The sequence below is a fragment of the Dyadobacter beijingensis DSM 21582 genome, assembly GCF_000382205.1.
In the GTDB taxonomy this organism is placed as follows: domain Bacteria; phylum Bacteroidota; class Bacteroidia; order Cytophagales; family Spirosomataceae; genus Dyadobacter; species Dyadobacter beijingensis.
Map to the genome: position 1 here is coordinate 19,632 of NZ_KB907789.1, position 21,332 is coordinate 40,963.

A 21,332-nucleotide genomic window follows, 5' to 3' on the forward strand; every position below is an offset into this window, starting at 1 on the left:
AAATAATTCCAATTCAAATGAAGATTTCACGACCTGTTGTACTAATCTGTTTGTTGCTTCTCGCTCCCCTCGGTTACGCGCATGAGTTCTGGCTGGAACCAGTCAGATTTCTGCTAAAAGAAAATGAAAAGGTGCTTGTCACTCTGATGGTTGGGGAGGATTACCAGGGAGAACATTCGAACGGCCTAAAATACAAGATATTAATGCTTGACCACTACGCCGGCGGTAAGGCCAAAGACATTCGGGCGAGCGTAAAAGGCGATAGTTTGAGCCATTTTGAAATTGCCTTTTCAACACCGGGAAGCCACCTGATAGCATTCAATAACACGAGTAAATTCATCGAACTGGAAAGTGAGAAGTTCAACGAATACCTGCGTACCGAGGGTCTCGACAATGTCGCCAAGATGCGTCTTGAAAAAGGGGATACACTGAAACCGGGTAAAGAATTATATCAGCGCTGCGTGAAAACACTCGTTCAGGTGGGGGGAAAAAACGACCAGACGTTCGCGCTGAACACCGGAATGCCATTGGAGATTATTCCTAAAACCAACCCTTATTCGGTAACTAAAAGTACACCGGTCACATTTAAAGTGCTGTTCGAGCAAAAGCCCGTCAGGAACAGCCTGGTATTGGCGTGGCATATAGTGAACGGAAAAGCAACGCACGAGAGCCTGCGTAGCAACGCGCATGGTGAAGTGGTATTTCCCATCAGCAACGAAGGCAAATGGATGATTAGCACGGTACACATGACGCCAACCAATAACAGTGCCGAGGCCGACTGGCAGAGCTACTGGGGCAGCTATACTTTCGGGTTTTATTGAGTAGTCGTTCCCGTCGAATTGAAAGGCAAATGCCTGATCAGATATTAACTTGCAAAGGTAAAAGTAATGCTTACACCCTTTCCCCAATTGAGGGAAAGGGTGTTTTCTTGCACGGGGAGCCTACCAAAGCTCATCCAGCGAAAGGCCCTTTAGCCACATCTCCCGCTAGACTCTAATTGCAGTCATCCGTTCTTCAAATACCGCTTCGGCCAGTTCCAGCAGGCGTGAGACACGTGAGGATACCAAATGAAGATCCTGCTCGCTGATATGATAATGCGGATTATATCTGGCTTCAAGATAGGCGTCTTCCAAAAGCTGCAAGAGCCTTTCTTCGTCTGGCGCGTCACCGGGAAAGATTTCATTCAATTGGGGAGCCAGTCTATGATTGAACCTTTTAAGCGATCTGATGGAATGGGTGCGCCGCTCGCTTCCATAAAGCGCGATAGCGGTAGTGCGAAATGTAGTTTCAGTAGCTTGTTGAAGCATAAACATTGACAGTGCGTGCTCACTTACCTGCCGGTAGTACCCTGCTCCCTCGAAGAACTTTCGGGCTTTGCACATTCCGATTGCAAAAACATGTCTTGACCGCTCAATCAATCCTTCGAGCGTTTCAGAAAGTACTTTCGGCAAAGGTGAAGCGCTTCTTTGATAAACCAGATTCTCGCTGGTACACGCTGTCTTAGCCCCCTAAATGGTTGGACAAAATTGTAAAAACAGTTTAGTCCATTTAATTTGGGAATCATGAGTAAACAAAGACGAACATTCAGCGCCGAAGATCGCTATTCGATCGTACAGGAATCTCTTCGGGACGGCCATGCTGATGTCAGTAGGAAGTACAACCTGTCACCATCACTTTTGAGAAAGTGGAGGCAAAAGTATTTAGACAGTGGTAAGGATGGCCTTCGCGATTCATATGTCCGTGTCGATCCTCAATTACGCGCTCTTGAAGAAGAAAATGAGCGACTTAAGCGGATTGTGGCCAAGCAAGCTTTGGAATTGGAGGTAAAAAGCGAGCTGCTAAAAAAAACTCCTATCGGACCCAGGAAAAGATAGCTATCATGGCACGATATCAGCTTAATGCGACCCGAAAAGAGTTGTGCCGGTGGTTAGAAGTACCGCGGAGTGTAACATACTACAAACCACGACAGGGAACACCAGGGGTAAAACCTAGTCGTGAAACTATGACCGTAGACGGGGTTTCAGTATCAAACGAAGATGTGACCGCACGGATTAGGCAACTTATTGATACTGAATTTAATGCATTTGGATATGAATACATTACACACGAACTGAAAAAGGAATATATAATCAACAAGAAGAAGGTATACCGCCTGATGCTAGCCAATGACCTACTATTGGGAAAGATGATTCGACCGGCTGGGAAGCGGGATTTTGTTCAATTTCGGCGAATTGAAGCCACAAAGCCCCTGGAGTATCTTTGCTGGGATATTAAGTATATCTGGATCAATGGTGAGCGACGTAATTATTATCTCCTGTGTATTTTAGATGTATTTACCCGTAAAATCGTCGATTGGATATTCCAGAGCAGCATTCGACAACTGGACTTAATAAATTTATTGCGCCGCGTCAACCATTTTCATCAGTTACAAGGCGTCGTTCTGCGAAATGATAACGGTAGCCAATTCATCGCTAACAAAGTGCGTAATTTTTTGAAAAATTCGGAAGTCAGACAAGAGTTTACACACGTAGCAACACCAGAAGAAAACTCTTATATCGAAGCGTTTCACAGTATTTTGGAGCGTGAGGTGATTGAACGTAATGAATTTGCCAGTTACTACGAGGCAAAAGAAACGTTGCAGCGTTTCATCAAGCATTATAATGAACGCCGGTTACACCGCTCCATCGGCTTTACCACACCCCAAAAGAAATGGGAAGAAGCTATGCCAAACGCCTTAACCGTGCTGGAAGAAGTGTCCAACTAATAAGGGGCCAAGACAATACCATACTCGTATTCTTTATCATAATGTTTCGATGGACATTGCACCGGATGAACAAAGAGTCATTATCATGAAGAATCGCCTTAGAGTTGCACGCGCAGAACATCATATCTCGCAAGCTGAATTGGCAGAAAAAGTTGGGGTAAGTCGGCAAACTATCAATTCGATAGAAGGCGGCCGATACACTCCTTCTGCTGTGTTGGCGTTGAAAATAGCCAGGGTCTTCGGCATCATCGCCGAAGAAATATTTATTTTGGAGGATTCTGACTAAAATCTTAAACTGGAATAGAGCTCGCCTGAACCGTAAAGGAATTCAATTAAGGTGCGGAATTGTTCCGATGTGTGAAAAAGTCTGATCACCTTCTATTCCAAATCCATTGCCAAGCCAGACGTTTCCTGTCTCCAATTACCTCTCCCCGCGGAGAGCGCCAAGACCGCTGTGAATAATGCCGATGGAATTCACTCGCCGCTTCCTTAGTCTTTTTACATTGAAGGAAATAAATCTCCACGTATTCCGGCCGGCGAGGGACATCACTCCTCCCAATCTTACAAACGCGAGCTGACGATTAGCTCTGAGAGCTAACAACTTACCCGATGAAATGTTTAGCAGCTTTCTAACATCAAACGATTTGAGCCATTTATTGGGGGTGTCCGCTGAAGATACCTGTAAATCGTCAGCGAAAAGTGGACAACTTTGAATGAAAGTGAAGTGACCTACGAAAGGAAAACGCCCGTCTGAAAGAAATGGTGGTAGATTTGTTTTTGCGGTATGATATCGTAAAAAAAGTTTGACGATGCTGGATTAAACCTCAAATACCGAAGATTTATGAGATTTGCCGAACCTTGATTGCCATCCGACCATCCGGCTTTTCCTCAAATGAAATCGGCTCGACCGCCGGATCAATCTGTTGCCATTGCCTCAGCCAGTAAACACGCATTTCCTCGTGCCCGGACACGTAGCCGCCTTCCCAGCCATTGGGCCAGCTTACGTCTGTATGCATATGCGCCAGTACGGCATCGATCCGGCGTGCATTAAAATCCTGGTAGAGCTGGTGAAGCAGTGTTTGGTAGTCCATAGTATTGTTGGTTTTAAACCCCAAACTTACGTCATGACTAGTTTCTATAATCCCGGTATAAATTGAGATTTAATCGCAATTCCCGACTACACATTCAACAGTTTCGGCTACACTTCCGGCAGTTCCTTTCCAGAATTTTGTATCGTAACATTCAACTTACGATATGACAAATGGAATTGCGAATAAAGTAGTGGTCATTACCGGCGCAAGCAGCGGGATTGGTGAAGCCACGGCGGAACTGCTGGCAGCGCAGGGCGCGAAAGTCGTACTCGGTGCCCGACGGGCGGATCTCTTAGCTGGCTTAACAGAACGCATTCAGCAAGCGGGAGGTCAAGCGGCTTATCTGCCAATGGATGTGACTCAACGAACCGACGTCGCGTCGCTGATCCAATTAGCTTTGAACGAATTTGGCCGTTTGGATGTGATCATAAATAATGCAGGCATTAGCCAGCTGCAACTATTGGAGGATGTGGATGTGGAAGGTTGGGAGCAGATGATCGACGTGAACCTGAAAGGTACACTTTATGGCATTGCCGCTGCGTTGCCCGTTTTCAAATCGCAGGGTTCCGGGCATATTATCAACATCATTTCGACGGCTGGCATTAGTATTGTGCCTACGATGGGTGTGTATGCGGCTACCAAAAATGCAGTAAGGACCGTCAGCGAAGCATTGCGGCAAGAGTCAAAAGGCCGCTGGCGTGTGACCGGCATTTCGCCCGGGTTCGTGGATACACCCTTCGCGGGCAAAATCAAGAATGAATCCATCCGGGATGTTCTGACGCAGCGGGCGAGCGAAATTGCCATTCCCGCCACGGCCATTGCGGAAGCAGTCGCCTACGCTATTGGCCAGCCGGATCAGGTGGACGTTGGCGACATTGTGATCCGCCCGGCTGTTCAGGATTGACTTTTTTTGGGGATTGTTATTTTTTAAAAACGATAAGCAGCTATGCAGAGGCAACCAGTGGTTTTTGACAACATTTCAGCTTTGATGGAGCGGGTTGGCCTGCCCTCGCCCCTGCATCCGCTGATCACATTGGTCAATTACGATGAAAACAAGCCCAGTCTGGCCGATGCCGGGAGTCAGTATCTGCTGTATTTCTATAAAATAGCATTCAAACTACGATTCAATGGCAAGGCCAAATATGGGCCGGGATCTTATGATTTCCGTGACGGCGGGCTCGCTTTCGTAGGGCCTAATCAAATCGTTCAGTTATCCGATGATTTGGGGGAGCACGAGGGTTATGCATTATACTTCCACCCCGATCTTCTTTACAAACATCCTCTCGCATCGCGGATTAGCCGATACGGTTTTTTCTCCTATTCGGTGTCAGAAGCATTGTTCCTCTCCGAAAAAGAGAAGAACGTAATTAAGTCTGTGTTTGAATCGATAGCGGCGGAACTTTCGACTCAGACTGACCATTTCAGCCTGGCCGTGCTGGTTTCCCAGATCGAGCTGCTGCTTCATCATTGCGACCGATTCTATAACCGTCAATTCCTGACACGGAATGTCGTCCATCACGACCTGATCGACCAGATGAATATGTTTCTGAATGACCGTCTGAACAATGAAGCGGCATTGATAAGCGGCTTGCCAACCACGCAGGAAATAGCACAGTACCTGAAAGTTTCCCCGCGCTACTTGTCCGACATGTTGAAATCCCTCACGGGCCACACCACCCAGCAGCACATCCATTTGAAAATGGTTGAGAAAGCCAAAGAAATGTTAGGCCGTGACCGGCTCACTACTGCGGAGGTAGCTTATGCACTGGGCTTCGAGCATCCGCAGTCTTTCAATAAATTGTTCAAACATAAAACAGGCATGTCGCCCGCTGCTTTTCGTAAATTGCTGAATCCTAATTAGAAACTGTTCGCTTATAACAATGCTTAATGAAAGGAATCAAAAAACAGGACTTGCCTGAAAAAACTTGCGTGGTATGCGGCAGGCCATTTACCTGGCGAAAGAAGTGGGAGAAAGTTTGGGATGAAGTCAAGTATTGCAGTGAAAGGTGCCGCGCTAGGAAATGAGATACGGCTCTTTCAATACTTATAATGATCACCTACGTCATGACTACGACACGCTGAGTGAAGCTGTCAATGACCTCCAGAGGCGTGGATACACTCGCGACTTAAGCCAAAGTAACTACGGTTATAATTATTAAGATAAAATAGGTTTGATAACTTTACCGGCAACATCTGTGAGCCGGTACCGCCTTCCCTGAAACTTAAATGTAAGCTGCTCATGGTCAATCCCCATCAAATGCATAATAGTAGCTTGTAGATCATGGATATGCACGGGGTCTTTGACGATATTATAACCGAATTCGTCGGTTTGACCATGCGAATATCCACGTTTGATGCCACCACCTGTCAGGTAAATGGAGAAGCATCGGGGATGGTGATCGCGGCCATAATTTTCTTTGGTAAGCTTTCCTTGCGAATAATTAGTACGTCCGAACTCTCCTCCCCATACAACCAGGGTGTCGTCCAGTAACCCTCTTTGCTTTAAATCCTTGATCAATGCGGCAGATGCCTGATCTACTGACTTGGCCATGACCTGAATGTCCTTGGGTAAATTGCCATGCTGGTCCCATCCCTGATGATACAACTGAATAAACCTGACATCTTTTTCTGCCAGCTTTCTGGCCAGCAGACAGTTCGCTGCATAAGTCCCGGGAATTCTGCTGTCCGGCCCATACATGTCAAATATTGAATCAGGTTCTTTCGAAATATCCAGGGTTTCGGGAACCGAACTCTGCATTCTGTAAGCCATTTCGTATTGTTTCATCCGGCTGTCGAGTTCGGGGTCGAGAACCTGCTTGTATTGGTCTTCGCTCAATTTCGCCAATGCACTGAGCATGTTCCGCCTGGACGTTTTATTGAGGCCATTAGGATTATTGAGATAGTACACCGGGTCGAGACCTGAACGGAAAACGACTCCCTGGTGTACCGAAGGAATGAATCCGTTGCTCCACAACTTGGCATATAGCGGCTGATCACCGGCCCTGCCCCTGGACAGCAACACCACAAATGCCGGTAAGTTCTGATTCTCAGATCCAAGGCCATAGCTCATCCAGGAGCCCATAGAAGGCCTGCCTCCGATCTGATTGCCGGTTTGAATGAAAGTAATGGCAGGATCATGGTTGATGTGCTCGGTATGCATGGATTTAATAAAACATAGCTCGTCAGCGATTTGCTTGTGATAGGGCAGCAAGTCGCTTATCCACGCCCGGCTTTGGCCGTACCTGGCAAATTTGAACGAGGAGGCGGCCAGCGGAAATGAACTCTGACCAGCGCTCATACCCGTCAATCTCTGCCCTCCGCGAACAGACTCAGGAAGGTTCTTTCCCCACATGGCTTCGAGTTTAGGCTTGTAGTCGAAAGTTTCCAACTGGGAAGGTGCCCCACTCTGATGCAGGTAGATAACGCGCTTTACCTTGGGAGCAAAATGCGGACCAATCCTATGCGCACTATCGGCCGCTTGGGCCGAAGAAGGCAGGATAGTAGACATCGCCGCCGCACCTAATCCTATTCCGGATGTTGTCAAAAAAGTGCGCCTACTGATCTGGTCATGCACTTTATCTTGAAGTTCGGTTGTCATTTCATGAAGTGATTTCGGTGAATGATTAGCGCTTGACAATGGCTTCGTCGTAGTTTAATATCGTATTGGCAACCACCGTGTAGGCAGCCAGTTCAGCGCCATTCAGGGAATTATCTCTTTGGTACTCACCGGTGGCCAGCAGTGAATCGGCAAGGGCTGGATTTCGCAAAAAGCTTTGAAGCTCGGTCCGGTAAAGGTTTTTAAGTATTGCTATTTCAGTCACCCTCGGGTCTCTTGATACGACGGACCTGAAAAATAGCTTGACCCTGGCTTCAAATGTGGCCGGCCTCTTGATTGTGCGTTGTGCAAGAACCCGGGCAGCTTCCACGAACTGAGGGTCATTGAGAGTCACCAATGCTTGCAGAGGCGTGGCCGTTTTCTGGCGGCGCACTGTGCACAGGCTCCTGTCTGGCGAGTCAAAGTTCAGCATCATGGGCGGTGGGCTTGTTCGCTTCCAGATCGTATACATACTGCGGCGATACAGATTATCCCCGTGCTGCTGTTTGTAATTTGTGACATTACGTGTAGCAAGCGCCTCCCATATGCCGGCAGGCTGGTAGGGATACACGCTAGGGCCGCCAATATCCCTGACAAGCAGTCCACTCGCTAGCAACGCATTGTCCCTGATTTGTTCTGCGCTAAACCGGTAGCTGCTTCCTCGGGCCAGCCAGCGGTTGTCAGGATCAGCCTCAATCTGCTCTTTGGTTGCGATAGAGGACTGTTGGTAAGTCGCCGAAAGCACGATCCGTCTGATAAAATCCTTCGTATCCCATGCGTGTTTTTCTCCGCTGCCTTCTCTATACTTTACCGCAAGCCAGTCCAGCAGTTCAGGATGCGAGGGCAGCTCGCCCTGGCTACCGAAATCTTCCTGGGTTTTCACCAGGCCATTACCCAGGTATTGCTGCCAAAAACGGTTTGCCATTACCCGTGCAAATAATGGATTATCCTCCGAGAGAAGCCACTGAGTCAAGCCCAGCCGGTTACGGGGGTACGATTCGGGGAGTTTTCCAATTTTCAGAGGTGTTTCAGGAATTACCTCCTCACCCGGAGCGTCGTAAACACCCCTGTTCAAAATATAGGTTTTACGGGGATACTTCCGGTCACGCGATACCATAATATCGATTTCCTTGTTAAGGATTTCTACTTCTTGTCCGATCAGCATTTCTCTTTTAGCATTCAATCGCAGCCAAACCGGATCGATATGGGTCTTGTAATAATCAAAAAGCGCATCGGTCTGAGAAGTGCTTCTCTTGCCGGGTTGAATTGCCAGTGCAAGGTTGACCAGATCCTTCTCGGCCATTTCGCTCTGCACTTCCAGCGGCGTCAGCACACGGCCAAAAATTTTGAGCTCGTCCACCGCATACCCTTTGTTGATGGTGGTATGCATCCTCCCAAGGGAAAAATTCGTCGAGGACGAATAGGATTTCTGGATTTCACGGTTCTTCTCAAAAATCAAACTACCGGTTAAATGATCGCTCATGATCCTACCCCTGGCAATCTTGCCATCGATGTATACCTTCATTCCGCTGGCCTTGCTTGTTCCGTCGTAGCTGAAGGTGATGTGAGTCCAACGGTTGGGCCGTAGCACTTCATCCGTTTCAAAGTCAATCGCATCATCTGGCCACACATTGCTGATGCTGAATGCAAGGCGGCCATCTTCGAGTCGGCGACATTCATAGCCACGACCAGCGGAAAGTGCTCCGGAATTTCTGTTAAAGATTTGTCCCTTGAATTTTGGATCAATGATACCCACCCACAGCGAGACCGAAAAAGGTTGGTTCCGCTCAAAGTTCCCAATGGTCCTGTGATCAAAGTCTTTCATCTTCCACCAGTTATTGGTTTCATGGATTTTAAGATAGCCATCTCCAACAAACTTGACTCCTAATCCCCTACCCTTTGGTCCTTTTATACTGACGGGCATGAATGCAGTATCGCCGTGAATTTCCAGAGCTAGTGAGTCGTTTGCCACATTTTTAAAGACATGACGTTTATCCTTGCCTGTCTCATCTTTACGTTTCGAAGACTTGAAATCAAAAGACACATCCACGAGCAAATCCTTATCCGCTAAAATGCGCTGCGCGTTTCCACCTTTGGCAAGCCAAGTTTCAAATCGCCGCCGAAGGGAAGCATTTTGCTCCTGGCCATCCTTATCCAGCTTAGCCAGGCCCTGTTTGATAAACCGTATCCGCGACTCTGCGGCGGGAGTCGGCAGGGTAATGATCGGGCTCGCCTCCGACATATGGGGCGACTGGCCATGCTCATTGATGTTGTTAAAAAATGCAAACATTGAATAGTAATCCTTTTGACTGATAGGATCATATTTATGGTCATGGCACCGGGAACACTCCATAGTCAGGCCCAAAAAGGCTTTTCCGAAGGTATTGGTCCGGTCAGCAACGTACTCTACTTGATATTCCTCGGGGACAATCCCATCTTCTTCGCTTTGAGAATGGTTACGATTAAACGCAGTGGCAATCATCATATCCTTATCAGGATTTGGCAGCAGGTCTCCCGCCAATTGATAAGTAATAAATTTGTCGAAAGGCAAATTCTCATTGAACGACCGGATCACCCAATCACGGTAAGGATATATCGTGCGCAGCGCGTCATCCTGGTAGCCGTTCGAGTCCGCATAACGGGCCAGGTCCAGCCAACTGACCGCCTGTTGTTCCCCAAAATGAGGCGAAGCTAGGAGTTTATCAACAACCTTCTCATAAGCATTGGCGGATTGGTCATTGACAAAGGCATCTATTTCGGCGGGCGTCGGCGGTAATCCGGTCAGGTCCATATACACCCGGCGCAAAAGCGTGTATTTATCGGCGCGGGCGCTGGGTTTTAAACCCTTTTCTTTGAGTTTTGCCATCACGAAATGATCGATTTCGTTTTTCACCCACCTGGTTTCTTCGTCATCGGACAAGCCCCAACGCGCGAGCACACCTTTTCCAACTCGGGGCACTTCCGGTTGCTTTATTTTTGCGAGCGACCAATGCTCTTGATATTCAGCACCCTGTCTGATCCATTTGATCAGCAATGCTTTTTCTTCGTCGGTAAGCGTCAGGTGACTATTTGGCGTGGGCATCACCAGGTCCGGATCTTTGCTCAGGATCCGGTTGATCAACTCGCTGCTACTGATTTCTCCGGGATCGATAGCCGTGGCCCCGCTTTTCAGCTCCATCGTAGCCCCGTCGAAACTCGCCAGTTGAAGCCCGGCCTCTATTTTGGTTTTGTCGGGTCCGTGACATTTGAAGCACCGATCGGAAAGGATAGGCTTGATATGCTGATTATAGTCGACCGTTTCAGGTAGGCTTTCGTCAAAAGCCAGAACTTCCTGAGGAATTTCCGTCGAATCCGCACAGGAACCAAGGCAGATGCATATGAACGAAAAAAAGACTAATCCCAACTGTTTCATTTTGAATTTGTGCTTGTTAGGTTTTTTTCCAATACTTCTCCAAAATTAATTTCACAATCGGGCAGCGCTTTCCTGAGATTTTCTATTCCTGCCAGCGTGACTTTGCTTTGCCACAAATACAGGCGTTTCAACTGTTTGTGGGTTTTCAGCGCTTCCAGCCCGGCATCTGTCACTTCTGTCCCCACAAGGTTGAGGTATTGCAACTGGGCTAAAGGCGCAAGATTCTTCACTCCCGCATCACCGGTTACCGTATTTTCAAGGTTCAGCCGGGTTAAATTGGTGAGCTGTCCTATGGTTTGTAACGCACCGTCCGTGACCCTTGTGTCGTTCAGTTTCAGCCAGACTGCCTGTTTTCTCAGCGGCAGCAGAGATTGAGCATCCTGATCGTCGAAATCCGAATGATTTACAGCATTGATGCTAACCCAGCCGTTTTCAGGCCCGATCAGATCGACAGCAACATGTATCTTTACCAGGGCCGCCAGATCCTCGTCATGGGGCTTTGGGATTTTTTCGGCTAAAAACTCACCTTTCTCATGAGAGACTATCTCGCGCGTTTGACTGCCGCGGCCATCCTGCATACCCGCCAGAACGGTCTTTATTCTCTCGTCCTTGGGCAATGTGCCCACTTGCTTGTCGATGGAGCCACCGGTTTGGATCCACCAATGCAACAGCGCGATTTCCTGCTCATTCAACTGTATTTTACCTTTGGGAGGCATTCTTTTGGGGTCTTCCTCCGGCAAGAGCAGCCTTTTGAACAGTTCGCTTTCTGATGTTTTTCCGGCGACAAGCACTTTCCCGTGCTCACCGCCCCTAAGAAGCAGCTCGGGAGTATCCAGTCGTAGATCGCCCTTTTTCTTTTGCGCATTGTGGCATTGGAAGCATTTCCGTTCCAGGACAGGTTCCACCAGATCTTTGTAAACCAGGGCCTGGTCGATGTCAGTGATCGGTTTACGCGTTACATCATCGCTTTTCTTGTACACCATTGCCATCACGGGCTCTTTCAGGAAATCCTCGCCATGCGTGAGCGCCCCGCCGTAATGTCCTGTTGCGGTAAGTAACGCCATGAATGCCGAGACAAAGAAGAGTTGAGAATATTTGAATTCGAATTGAAGCTTCTTGACCAGATAGAAACCCGCTGCCAAAACTGCGAGCGCAATGCCAAACCACTTATGCAGACCCATCAATTCGTCCTGATAGCCACCAGTAGTGGAAAGAACATAGCCAGCAATACATGAAAACAGGGATGTTACCATGCCCCAAAATGCCATTATGACTACGGCCGGACGCAGGACGGAGTAATTCTCCCTGGTGGCAAGCCACTCAAAAAGCGCGACAAGCAAGAGAATTCCTATCGGCAGATGTACCACCAGCGGGTGCAGCCTGCCGATTAGAACTTCCAGATTAGTCGGTATTAATTTTAGTAAAATCATATTCGGCTTCTTCTGGAATTATCCCTTGTTAACTCGGTACGCAAATAGAAAGTCAACCTTTTTAAACTCTTTACATAATACCATTTCATCGCCATAAAAAACAAATGCACAGCCTAATAATGCAGAAACAGGCATGCCTTTGAAATTTCCCGTATTACCGGGAAATTTATTTTTGACGCAGAAGTAACAAGTAGTGACTAGCACTCATGTCCCGCCATCGGCCAGGTCATATTCGCACTAGCGGCTTGGGAAGAGCTAACTTTTAGCAGTCTTCGGGCAAAATATTGATCACCTAAGTTATAGAACTGTACCTTAACGATTTAACGCTGGTACTTCAAGATTCAAGAAAGTCAAGATCTTTTCCGTGCGTTTGACTATTCCAAAACCCCTGTGGATAGTAATGGCAAGCGGCTTTTGTACAAACGCTGCCGTCCGGGCAAACGCAAACTTTGACCTACCCGGATAGGCCATGCGCCTTCCGGCCCGGAAACGGAGCATCTGTCGTCAATTACACTGATTAACGGGCTTGCATCACGATGAAATTAGAGTGTCCCGGCAGCTAGCGTGCCGGGACATTTTGTTAGATAGAGGCCGCCACTAAAGTCGTTGCTGCTTTGTAGAGTTTATCGACCTTCGCCATAGATTGGGCCAGGGCCTTCTTGGCCCCGGCCTGATTGTTCCATGTGCTCATCAGCCGGTCAGAGATTTGCTTGCCTGTCGTCTGTTCAATCTCGAAGACCCAGTCGTTGAAGTCCAGGTCGTAATACATTTGTCCCTTAATGGTATCCTCGGGCTGTCTCAGGTACAGAAACAATGATTTTTTGGCCGCTGCGATGATCGGCGAATGGCATTCGAAGCTGAGTACCGAAAATGCCTGTTCGTAGACAGAGGCCGCCTCGTCGGGCAGCCAGTATCCCCTCTTGACGACATATGGTTTGACGTCGTCGGGTAGCGGGTTGATCAGCAGTTCGTCCATAATATCGACCTCGTAGGTCATTTCAGGGCAAACCAGCACCTTATTCTTCGTCTGCCGGACCCAGGTGACGATCGCTTCGCGCAGCTTGGCGTGGTCCTGTTCCTTGAATTTTTCATTGGTCGTCTCCACCAGGTTGATCCGCTGCTGCGACCAGCCGGTTTGTTTGAATTTATGGTACGGCGTGTAGCGCAGCCTCGGCACTGCGCAAATGAATTTACCCGGCGTTAGACCGGCTGATTTCAAAAACGCATCGGCTTTTTGCTTGTTTTCCAAATCGATATAAAAAGTGGCGTCGGGTGCGAAACCGATATGGCTGCCCGAAATACCGTTGTCGTTCAAAACCTTTATCGAAGCGGTTTCCCTCGTGTAAATAAAGCTCGCTTTTTGCAACAGCGCTTTGAGCTTGGGATTGATATCCTGGATAGTCGTACCGAAAATCCCGAATGGCTTACCGGTCGCTTTGATCCATGCTTCCAGGTTTTGCTGTCCGACAATGCTGGGGCCGGAGCCGTGGAGCATAAAGTCGTGGTTTTTGAAGGCTTCGGTTATTTCGGGGTTATTTACATTCAGCTGCTCGTCGACGCCCCCGTAAATGATCTTTACATTTGGGAAATTCTGGTTGAGCATTGTCTTCACGTCTTCGCCGTTACTACGTTTCCATAGTGTGACTTGAACTGACGGCAAATAGGTTTCCAGGATATGCAAAAGGCCGGGCGTGTGGGTGATATCGCCGATATTGACATCCTGCCAGCCGGACACTACCAGTATCCGCTTATTTTTCATGGATGCCAAAGAGGAATGGGAAAAAAGGAAGCTGCCAGCTGACAATAAGCCCAGCTGCCCAAGGAATTGCTTTCTGTTCATTTGAGTGATTTTTGAATGGATGTATGTCTGATATATTGCGGTTCAATACCCGGGGTTCTGTTCGAGCACTGCCGAAAAATTCGCATCGATAGCCGACTGCGGGATCGGGAACAACTCATGCTTTTCCAGGATGGAGGTTCTCGTAGAGGCACGAATGCTGTACTTGCGAACACGTTCGACCAGCTTGCCCATGCGCGACAGCGTACGCCGCCGCTGCTCTTCCACGATCAATTCCCGGGCACGTTCGTCGAGAATGTAATCCAGCGTCATTTCCTTTGCGGAGGCCGGTTTTGCCTTGGCACGCGCCCTGACCACATTGACGTCGGCTGCCGCGTTGGCCAGCTCACCTTTGCGGATGTAGGCTTCCGCCCTGAGCAAGTAGGTTTCGGCAAAGCGCATCACCGCGTAATCCTTGAAGGTCTTGCCGTAGGAGTTGTCGGTAGTCTTGCCCACCTTCCCTTCTATTTTCCGGATTGTTGGAAAAAGGAATTGCATCGTATCGATCTCCGCTGTGAGCTTTCCAACGGGCTTACCGAAGTAGGCGGACGACGGGTTGGTATATTTGAAGCTACGCCGGATGTTGTGGGGTGAATTACGGATGTCGTTGTCAAAATTATCTTTCCAGATATCATACAGCACATAATTGGTGGGGCGAATCCAGCCCACGCCCCTGCCCATCGAATCCACCAGCACCATTCCCGATTTACCCGCGGGATCTTTGAGATTGGCATAAAACGGCCCCCATGCCCTTAGCCAATGGTTGCCACCGGTGCCCGCATTGGTTTCGCCATAGATGCTCGACACAGGCTTACCACCGGGCGTCTGGTCTTCTATCTGCAACGCGTAGATGGTTTCCAGGTTACCCGCCCCGCGATTGGTGTTACCGTCTTTGAAGATATCGGAAAACGCATCGCCCGGCAGCTCTTTCTCCGTGCCGAACCTGGCATTCATCAACTGATAAATTCCTGAGCCGATCACCTTACCTGCACTTTCGATGGCCTTATCGTATTCGCCCAGGCTGATATACACCTCGGCAAGCAAATGGTCCGCGGCCCCCTTTACAATGCGGCCGTCTTTGCTTTTATCGACGGTCGCTGGAAGCCATTGGGAAGCAAAAACCAGGTCCTTTGCCGCCGATTCGTACACCTGTTTGCGGGTGTTGCGGACAAAATCCGTCTTGGGGCCCGAGAACACCTCTTCCACGATAGGAACGCCCCCGTAGAGGTTCGCTAAAAGGTTGTGGGTATAGGCCCGGAAAAATTTGGCTTCCGCAATCACAGCATTCCTTTCCGCCTCGCTCGCCCAGATGGAACTATTTTCGGGCTTTTCCGCATAGGTGATAATCGTATTGGCCCGTGAAAGCATTCGCGTATAGGCCCAGTCCCAATAGTACTGCGCCCCTTGGTAGGTAGGCGTCAGCGTTACGTTATAGTCTACAAAGTTGTAGGTCGTCAGTGAGGGAGTACCTACGTCGGTGCCCATATTCATCGTCACGTGGGCGTGCAGGCCGTCCAGGCCGGCAAATTCCTCCCGTGCGGCTACGTGCAGGCCCGTAATGTAGCTTTCGAAGCCCGATTTGGTGGTCAGAACAGCTTCCGGGTTCAATTGCGCCACGGGGCTTTCGTTCAGAAAGTCGTCGTTACAGGCGCTCAGCAGGCAAAGCAGCGTCAGCAGCACCGCCGTTTTATAAAAGCTCATTTTGATAAAATTTCTCATGATCAGTGGCGATTAAAAGCTGAGATTCAGGCCCATGGTGACAGTCCTGGGCGTGGGATAAAAGTTGGACTGGGAATTGTAGCCGCTCTCCGGGTCGGGACCGAGCCATTTCGTGAAGGTCAGCAGGTTCCTGCCGCTCGCGTACAGGCGCAAACTTCCCACACGCAGTTTGCCGCACAGTTGCTTGGGAAAATCGTAAGACAGAGACACGTCCTGCACACGGATGAAATTCCGGCTCATATAGTAGTTATGTCCCAACGGGTTCGTGTAGCTCATTGCGGGCCTTGTCGCGGATTTGTTTTCCGGCGTCCACCACCCGGCATCGATCATGTTGGCCGGCCGCTCAGGGTAATTGCCCGCCCCAGTCGGAGCGTTGCGGATATCCAGCACGCTCAGTGATTGTATCCAGCCTTGCATCGCATTGACAAACACCGACAGGTTTACATTCCCGTACCTGAAATTATTGGTGACGCCCCAGCGGATTTTCGGTTGCAGCTGCCCCACGATCGCGCGGTCACCCGCCGCATCGAACTTGCCATCGCCGTTCAGGTCCTTTACCCTTACCCAGCCGGGTTTATAACTCGCGTTGGGCAGGCTCTCGCCTTCCTGGTAAATCCCGTCGAAGACATAATCGTAAGCGACGCTGATCGGCTTGCCGATAAACCAGCGGTTGCCCAGATCGTCGTCTTCGCGCCCGTCGCCGTTGGTGTCGCTGGCGTAAATGTGTACGATCTTGTTTTTGTTGGTGGAGAACACCAGGTTACTGTTCCATTCGAAGCTGCCCCGGCGGAAATTGACCGTGTTCAGGGTTAGTTCGAAACCTTTGTTATTGGTCGCACCCAGGTTGGTCAACACCGATTTAAAGCCGGTTGTGGTTGGTAATGCCCGCGCCAGGATCAAATCGCGCGTATCCATATTGTAGTATTCGACACTACCGCCGATCCGGCCTTTCAATAATTCGAAGTCCAGGGCAATGTTGGAAGATAGTGTGGTTTCCCATTTCAGGTTGCTGTTGGCCATGTTCGACGTAAAAATTCCGGTCGAAGTAGCTCCCCCGTCGCCGAACACGTATTGATTCGTTGCCGACAAGGCCAGTGATTGGTAGGGGCTGATCGCCTGGTTGCCCACCGATCCAAAAGAAACCCTGAGTTTAAGCAGATCGATCGCCGAAACCTGTTTTAAGAATGGTTCTTCGGATGCTACCCATGCCAATGCGCCCGAAGGGAAAGTAGCATACTTGTTGTTGGCGGCAAACACCGAACTCCCATCACGCCTAACTGTAAACGTTGCCAGGTACCGCCCCTTCAACCGGTAGTTGAAGCGTGCCATCGACGATATGCCGTCGGAAGCAGCCCCATCGGACCTGCTGACTTGCACCTGTCCTAGATTGAGGTTGTTCCAGTCGAGCGCATCGCTGGCCAGCGGGGAAGCGCTTGCGGTCGTAGACTCCCAACCCGAGTGATTGCGCCCATAGAGCAATGTCACGTCGATAGCGTTATTTTCCCCAATCTGCCGGTTATAGGTAATGATATTTTCGACTACCCAGTCATAATCCTGGCGGTTCACCTTACTGGCGCTTGTGGTATTGACAAGCGGCCGATTGATATCCTGTCTGGTGAAATTGTAATTATGTGACCACCTCAGGTTCGGCGAGAAATTGAGGCGGTAGCTTAAACCCGGCAGGTAAGGAATATCGACGAGCGCGAAAAAATTGGCAAACAGGTTCTGGTTGATTTCCTCGTTGCGGTTCAGTAAGCTCATCATCGGGTTACCGATCAGCTGATCTTCCGGGACGGGAAACTGGGTCGGCTGCGTCTTGGCCTCATCGTAATAGAGTTTGCCGTAAGGACTGGTCATATAGGCATTGTAAACACTCGCCTCCTGGCCCGATAAGTCGCGGCTGATGTAGGTGGAATTGACGCCCACTTTGAGCCAATCCATGATCTGGTTGTCTACGTTCACCCGGAACGAGGTCCTTTTGGAATTATCGTTATAAATCAGCCCTTTTTCTTTCACATACGAAGCCGACAAATAATAGGAGGTTTTGCTGGACCTTCCCGACAGGCTCATATCGTAAGATTGTACACCTGCATCCTGCGATATCTCCTTCCAGGGATCGATTGTCTTGCCGGCAAGGTAGTTTTGGGCTTCACTCGACGCCAAATAGCTTTCAATTTTGGCTGGGTCGGCGTCCTGGCCGGTCTGGCTGCGCAAGTCCAGCGTCTTCTGGATATATCTTTCCGGGCTTAATAGCTTCATTTTGTAGCTCCAATCAGATATCCCGAAATAAGTGTTGAAACGCACAGTTGGCTTCTCGGTCTTACCCATTTTGGAGGTAATCAATAAGACGCCGTTAGCCGCACGCGACCCATAGATGGCCGCAGCCGAAGCGTCCTTGAGCACTTCCATGGACTCGATGTCGTTAGGGTTGATATCGGCCAGGCTGCCATTGAAGAAAATCCCGTCCACGACGATCAACGGATTGTTGGCGGCCGAAATAGAGCGCTGGCCCCGAACAAGGATGCTTCCACCCTGCCCCGGGCGCCCGTTGTCGATGAACTGCACACCGGCAACCCTTCCCCGTAATGCCTGGGAAACATTCGTTGTAGGCAAGTTCTCGACGGTTTTCATGTTCACCTTCGAAACCGAACCGGTAACGTTCCTGCGCGATTGCGCACCGTACCCGACCACGACGACCTCTTCCAGTGCCTTCAGATCCGGTTTGAGCGTAACCGGGATCATACTCATATTTCCGACGGCCACCTCCTGGGTTTTATACCCGACGAAAGAGAAAACCAGTACCGCCGCGCTGTCCGGCACAGCCAGCTGAAATGCGCCCTTGATATCGGTCGTCGTGCCGGTCTGGCTGCCGCGGACCAGAATGCTCACGCCCGGCAGGCCGGCCCCCGTGTCGTCCGTCACAACGCCCGAAATGTTCCGCTGTGTGGGGCGACGGCCGCTTTCCTCGCCCTGGGGCACGTTTCCCTCCGCCAAGGTGCTCAGCACGATCCGGCCACCGGCGACGCGGTAGCCTACCGATAGCGGTTTGAGCAACAACTCCAGAACCGCGCGTAACGGCTGGTTGGTCACATTCAACGATGTCCTGCGATGCGCCTGAATCGCGTCGGGACTGTACATAAACCTGACTTGCGCATCTTTTTCGATTTTGGTCAGTATTACCTTGATCTGCTCATCCTGTGCATTGAGGGTCAGCCTGCGCTCAAGCAGTTCCTGGGCACGGGCGGTCGAGGCGTAGGCCAGCCCGGCGCCGAGGATCATCAGGAAACATTGGAGCAGCGAAATTTTCACAATTTTCAGGCACAGACCATCCGTGAGTAATCGAGTTTCCATTACTTTTGATTGTTTTTGTAGGATTTGGAAAAATTGGCAAAAACGTCCTTCCCGCTGTTGACAGCAGCATGGGTGGAAGGAGTTCACAAGCCGGCCGTGGGACAAGCACAGCCGGCTTTTCTTTTAGATGTTCGGTTTAGTCATAATGGAGAATTTTGAGGGGTTCTTACTATTTACATCCTTTCGAAAGCACTGTGATCTGGCCATCGATGACCTGATAGCTGGCGTGAATCGTCTCGCAGATCAGGTCGAGCTTTTCAAACAACGATTCGTCGCCCAGAGTCGCATTGAGAGTGCAGCCCGCGAGCAAATCCCTGTCGAAGCTGATTTTCACCCCGTATGCCTGTTCCAGCCGGTCGAAAACAAGCGGGATAGGAGCTTCGGAATACTCGAAAACTTCCGCGGCAGCTCCGGCAGCCAGCATGACGGGTTCTTCAACCAGCGTTTTCTCCAACTTACCGGAGGGGCCTACCAGCACCACTTTCTGGTTGGGCGTCAGCAAAACGTGATCGCCACGGATCGCGTCATAGTTGCCTCCCTCGTTGCGAAAGACGGTCACCTTCCCCGTCCGGACCGAAACCGAAACGGCGGAATCGCCGGGGTTATCCTTGACCAGAAAGCTTGTGCCCAGCACACGGGTTACCAGATTACCGGTGACTACCAGGAATGGCTTCTGCGGGTTCTTCATGATCTCGAAAAATGCTTCACCCGTTAAAAACACCGTCCGGTTCTTTGCTCCGAAAGCCTTATCAACGATCAACTTCCCGGTCCCTTTCAACCTGACAACGCTGCCGTCGGCCAATCGGATAATTTTACTGGTTTGAGAAGCCGGGCCCGAGCTTATGATTACCTGCCCGGCGTTTTGCGTGCGCCGCGTCAGGATCACGCCCAGCCAGGCCAACCCGCTTACCAACAAGAGCATTGCGGCGGCCCGTACCCAGTATCCACGGTAGAGTGGCACCGGTTTACGCCGGGTTGTGTTTTCGAAAATCCGGGCAAGTCCCGCATCGATTTCGGCATGGCCGACGGGCTGCTCATCAAACGTCAGGCCCCGGACCATCATTTTCGCATGCTGGATCATTATCTGCTGCTGCGGATTGAGCTCCTGCCAATTTTCCCAGAAACGGTCGTCTGCGCCGAGCTTCCCTGCTGCCCAGGCACGGAAATAGGCATCCTGAACAAAGTCTTCAACCAGAAATTCTTTATAATTTTTCATGTATAAAACAAGATTCTTCCGCGCTTCAATGGTAATGAGGCGGTCAGTTCGGCGCAATACTGAAAAAAATGAAAGAATTTTTACAACAGTGTAAAAAAGGACACCAGCAGCGCCTGAAACCAAGCTTTCCTTAAAAATTTCAATGCTTCGTAGACCAGGTTCACGGCAGACTGGTGGTTGATCGACATGATCGCCGCGATTTCATCGTAGTTCAGCTCCTGGTTGAAGCGCAGATAGATCGCTTCACGCTGCCTTTTGGTGAGCAAGCTCAGGTGATGATGGAGTTTTTTCAGATTCTCGTCCTTTGTTTCGCTTTCGATCAGCTGGATTTCGATACTGAATTGACCGTCAAATTCGAGGTTTTCGTCAAGTTCCGAAGCGAACTTATACCATCCATTACTTTGCATTTCCCGAAACAACCTTCGCCGGTAAGACAGCAGCAGATATGTCCGAACGGACCGAATATTTTCCAGCCTGGCGCGCCGGCCCCACAGATCGATAAAAAAGTCCTGCAAACAATCGTGAGCAAAATCTTTGTCTCTTACCAGACGGACGCCGTATCGTAACAACACCGGGTAAAAATGCGTGGCCAACGCTTCGAACGAGTCTGCATCTCCCTGATAAAACCCCTGCCACAACGCAGCATCCGACTCTAAATCAGAATCAGCGTCGTTGCTTTCCCTATCGTCGATATCAGGACTTGATTGCATGACGCAAATGTAGTCCGAATAATTATTGTATGAAATTTTGACCAAAAAATTGTACTCTTTCTCTTGGCAGCGGCGCCGCAAAATTGAAGAATCTTATCCCAACTGGATATCCATTTGGCGCTTTCCAATCGTCAAACGAGAGTTGCCTTAATCTTTCCCGGTTTTGTGTAATTTTTTTGAGAAGCTTCCCTTTTTTCAGGTGGCGAA

Annotated in this window: 17 protein-coding genes; 7 read left to right on the top strand and 10 right to left on the bottom strand. The window is 49.7% G+C overall.

Annotated features, from left to right (window positions below):
- Nucleotides 1–17 precede the first annotated feature (17 nt).
- Nucleotides 18–821 (top strand): DUF4198 domain-containing protein, encoded by an 804-nt coding sequence (locus tag H144_RS0118670; protein WP_026350804.1) that lies wholly within the window; start codon nucleotides 18–20, stop codon nucleotides 819–821.
- A gap of 165 nt (nucleotides 822–986) precedes the next feature.
- On the opposite strand, the gene H144_RS0118675 is transcribed toward H144_RS0118670, so the two are convergent.
- On the bottom strand, nucleotides 987–1,451 hold the full coding sequence (locus tag H144_RS0118675) for a HEPN domain-containing protein (protein WP_229207939.1): 465 nt from the start codon (nucleotides 1,449–1,451) through the stop codon (nucleotides 987–989).
- A 111-nt stretch (nucleotides 1,452–1,562) separates the two neighbouring features.
- Between H144_RS0118675 and H144_RS0118680 the strand changes: the two genes are divergently transcribed.
- Genes H144_RS0118680 through H144_RS0118690 form a run of 3 tightly spaced genes read left to right on the top strand, consistent with a single transcriptional unit; the run spans nucleotide 1,563 to nucleotide 3,050 of the window.
- The gene (locus tag H144_RS0118680; protein ID WP_019943624.1) at nucleotides 1,563–1,874 is read left to right on the top strand and encodes a transposase; all 312 of its coding nucleotides are present in this window, start codon (nucleotides 1,563–1,565) and stop codon (nucleotides 1,872–1,874) included.
- A gap of 5 nt (nucleotides 1,875–1,879) precedes the next feature.
- On the top strand, nucleotides 1,880–2,764 hold the full coding sequence (locus H144_RS0118685; RefSeq protein WP_157504964.1) for an IS3 family transposase: 885 nt from the start codon (nucleotides 1,880–1,882) through the stop codon (nucleotides 2,762–2,764).
- 49 nt (nucleotides 2,765–2,813) lie between these two features.
- A complete protein-coding gene (locus H144_RS0118690) occupies nucleotides 2,814–3,050 on the top strand; it encodes a helix-turn-helix transcriptional regulator (protein ID WP_019943626.1) in 237 nt (78 codons plus the stop codon).
- Between the two features lie 553 nt (nucleotides 3,051–3,603).
- On the opposite strand, the gene H144_RS32170 is transcribed toward H144_RS0118690, so the two are convergent.
- Nucleotides 3,604–3,855 (bottom strand): nuclear transport factor 2 family protein, encoded by a 252-nt coding sequence (locus H144_RS32170; protein ID WP_157504967.1) that lies wholly within the window; start codon nucleotides 3,853–3,855, stop codon nucleotides 3,604–3,606.
- Between the two features lie 163 nt (nucleotides 3,856–4,018).
- Between H144_RS32170 and H144_RS0118700 the strand changes: the two genes are divergently transcribed.
- From H144_RS0118700 to H144_RS33955, 3 genes are read left to right on the top strand one after another with little or no spacing between them, the layout of a single operon-like run.
- The gene (locus tag H144_RS0118700; RefSeq protein ID WP_019943628.1) at nucleotides 4,019–4,759 is read left to right on the top strand and encodes an SDR family oxidoreductase; all 741 of its coding nucleotides are present in this window, start codon (nucleotides 4,019–4,021) and stop codon (nucleotides 4,757–4,759) included.
- 42 nt (nucleotides 4,760–4,801) lie between these two features.
- On the top strand, nucleotides 4,802–5,716 hold the full coding sequence (locus tag H144_RS0118705) for a helix-turn-helix domain-containing protein (protein WP_026350807.1): 915 nt from the start codon (nucleotides 4,802–4,804) through the stop codon (nucleotides 5,714–5,716).
- 26 nt (nucleotides 5,717–5,742) lie between these two features.
- On the top strand, nucleotides 5,743–5,880 hold the full coding sequence (locus H144_RS33955; protein ID WP_084599983.1) for a DUF2256 domain-containing protein: 138 nt from the start codon (nucleotides 5,743–5,745) through the stop codon (nucleotides 5,878–5,880).
- Nucleotides 5,881–6,010: 130 nt separating this feature from the next.
- Here the strand turns inward: H144_RS33955 and H144_RS0118710 are convergent, their stop codons facing one another.
- From H144_RS0118710 to H144_RS32190, 8 genes are all read right to left on the bottom strand, one after another.
- On the bottom strand, nucleotides 6,011–7,453 hold the full coding sequence (locus H144_RS0118710; RefSeq protein WP_019943630.1) for a DUF1501 domain-containing protein: 1,443 nt from the start codon (nucleotides 7,451–7,453) through the stop codon (nucleotides 6,011–6,013).
- A 25-nt stretch (nucleotides 7,454–7,478) separates the two neighbouring features.
- The gene (locus H144_RS0118715) at nucleotides 7,479–10,862 is read right to left on the bottom strand and encodes a DUF1553 domain-containing protein (protein ID WP_019943631.1); all 3,384 of its coding nucleotides are present in this window, start codon (nucleotides 10,860–10,862) and stop codon (nucleotides 7,479–7,481) included.
- Nucleotides 10,859–12,292, bottom strand: a complete 1,434-nt coding sequence (locus H144_RS32175; RefSeq protein ID WP_019943632.1) for a c-type cytochrome domain-containing protein — start codon at nucleotides 12,290–12,292, stop codon at nucleotides 10,859–10,861. The genes H144_RS0118715 and H144_RS32175 overlap by 4 nt, the downstream gene beginning before the upstream one ends.
- Before the next feature lie 580 nt (nucleotides 12,293–12,872).
- Nucleotides 12,873–14,051: a polysaccharide pyruvyl transferase family protein gene (locus H144_RS0118730; protein WP_019943634.1), complete on the bottom strand. Its 1,179-nt coding sequence runs from the start codon at nucleotides 14,049–14,051 to the stop codon at nucleotides 12,873–12,875.
- Between the two features lie 123 nt (nucleotides 14,052–14,174).
- Nucleotides 14,175–15,848: a RagB/SusD family nutrient uptake outer membrane protein gene (locus tag H144_RS0118735; RefSeq protein WP_019943635.1), complete on the bottom strand. Its 1,674-nt coding sequence runs from the start codon at nucleotides 15,846–15,848 to the stop codon at nucleotides 14,175–14,177.
- Nucleotides 15,849–15,860: 12 nt separating this feature from the next.
- Nucleotides 15,861–19,199: a TonB-dependent receptor gene (locus H144_RS0118740; RefSeq protein ID WP_019943636.1), complete on the bottom strand. Its 3,339-nt coding sequence runs from the start codon at nucleotides 19,197–19,199 to the stop codon at nucleotides 15,861–15,863.
- A gap of 169 nt (nucleotides 19,200–19,368) precedes the next feature.
- On the bottom strand, nucleotides 19,369–20,415 hold the full coding sequence (locus tag H144_RS33400) for a FecR family protein (RefSeq protein ID WP_019943637.1): 1,047 nt from the start codon (nucleotides 20,413–20,415) through the stop codon (nucleotides 19,369–19,371).
- 80 nt (nucleotides 20,416–20,495) lie between these two features.
- Complete coding sequence (locus tag H144_RS32190) at nucleotides 20,496–21,125, bottom strand: RNA polymerase sigma factor (RefSeq protein ID WP_063826413.1); 630 nt, start codon at nucleotides 21,123–21,125, stop codon at nucleotides 20,496–20,498.
- Nucleotides 21,126–21,332: the final 207 nt, after the last annotated feature.

What these genes read in the sequence shown, in the direction of transcription:
- H144_RS0118670 (WP_026350804.1), top strand. Translation starts at nt 18, where the DNA reads ATGAAGATTTCACGACCTGTTGTACTAATCTGTTTGTTGCTTCTCGCT.
- H144_RS0118680 (WP_019943624.1), top strand. Translation starts at nt 1,563, where the DNA reads ATGAGTAAACAAAGACGAACATTCAGCGCCGAAGATCGCTATTCGATC.
- H144_RS0118685 (WP_157504964.1), top strand. Translation starts at nt 1,880, where the DNA reads ATGGCACGATATCAGCTTAATGCGACCCGAAAAGAGTTGTGCCGGTGG.
- H144_RS0118690 (WP_019943626.1), top strand. Translation starts at nt 2,814, where the DNA reads ATGGACATTGCACCGGATGAACAAAGAGTCATTATCATGAAGAATCGC.
- H144_RS32170 (WP_157504967.1), bottom strand. Translation starts at nt 3,855, where the DNA reads ATGGACTACCAAACACTGCTTCACCAGCTCTACCAGGATTTTAATGCA.
- H144_RS0118700 (WP_019943628.1), top strand. Translation starts at nt 4,019, where the DNA reads ATGACAAATGGAATTGCGAATAAAGTAGTGGTCATTACCGGCGCAAGC.
- H144_RS0118705 (WP_026350807.1), top strand. Translation starts at nt 4,802, where the DNA reads ATGCAGAGGCAACCAGTGGTTTTTGACAACATTTCAGCTTTGATGGAG.
- H144_RS33955 (WP_084599983.1), top strand. Translation starts at nt 5,743, where the DNA reads ATGAAAGGAATCAAAAAACAGGACTTGCCTGAAAAAACTTGCGTGGTA.
- H144_RS0118710 (WP_019943630.1), bottom strand. Translation starts at nt 7,453, where the DNA reads ATGACAACCGAACTTCAAGATAAAGTGCATGACCAGATCAGTAGGCGC.
- H144_RS0118715 (WP_019943631.1), bottom strand. Translation starts at nt 10,862, where the DNA reads ATGAAACAGTTGGGATTAGTCTTTTTTTCGTTCATATGCATCTGCCTT.
- H144_RS32175 (WP_019943632.1), bottom strand. Translation starts at nt 12,292, where the DNA reads ATGATTTTACTAAAATTAATACCGACTAATCTGGAAGTTCTAATCGGC.
- H144_RS0118730 (WP_019943634.1), bottom strand. Translation starts at nt 14,051, where the DNA reads ATGAAAAATAAGCGGATACTGGTAGTGTCCGGCTGGCAGGATGTCAAT.
- H144_RS0118735 (WP_019943635.1), bottom strand. Translation starts at nt 15,848, where the DNA reads ATGAGAAATTTTATCAAAATGAGCTTTTATAAAACGGCGGTGCTGCTG.
- H144_RS0118740 (WP_019943636.1), bottom strand. Translation starts at nt 19,199, where the DNA reads ATGGAAACTCGATTACTCACGGATGGTCTGTGCCTGAAAATTGTGAAA.
- H144_RS33400 (WP_019943637.1), bottom strand. Translation starts at nt 20,415, where the DNA reads ATGAAAAATTATAAAGAATTTCTGGTTGAAGACTTTGTTCAGGATGCC.
- H144_RS32190 (WP_063826413.1), bottom strand. Translation starts at nt 21,125, where the DNA reads ATGCAATCAAGTCCTGATATCGACGATAGGGAAAGCAACGACGCTGAT.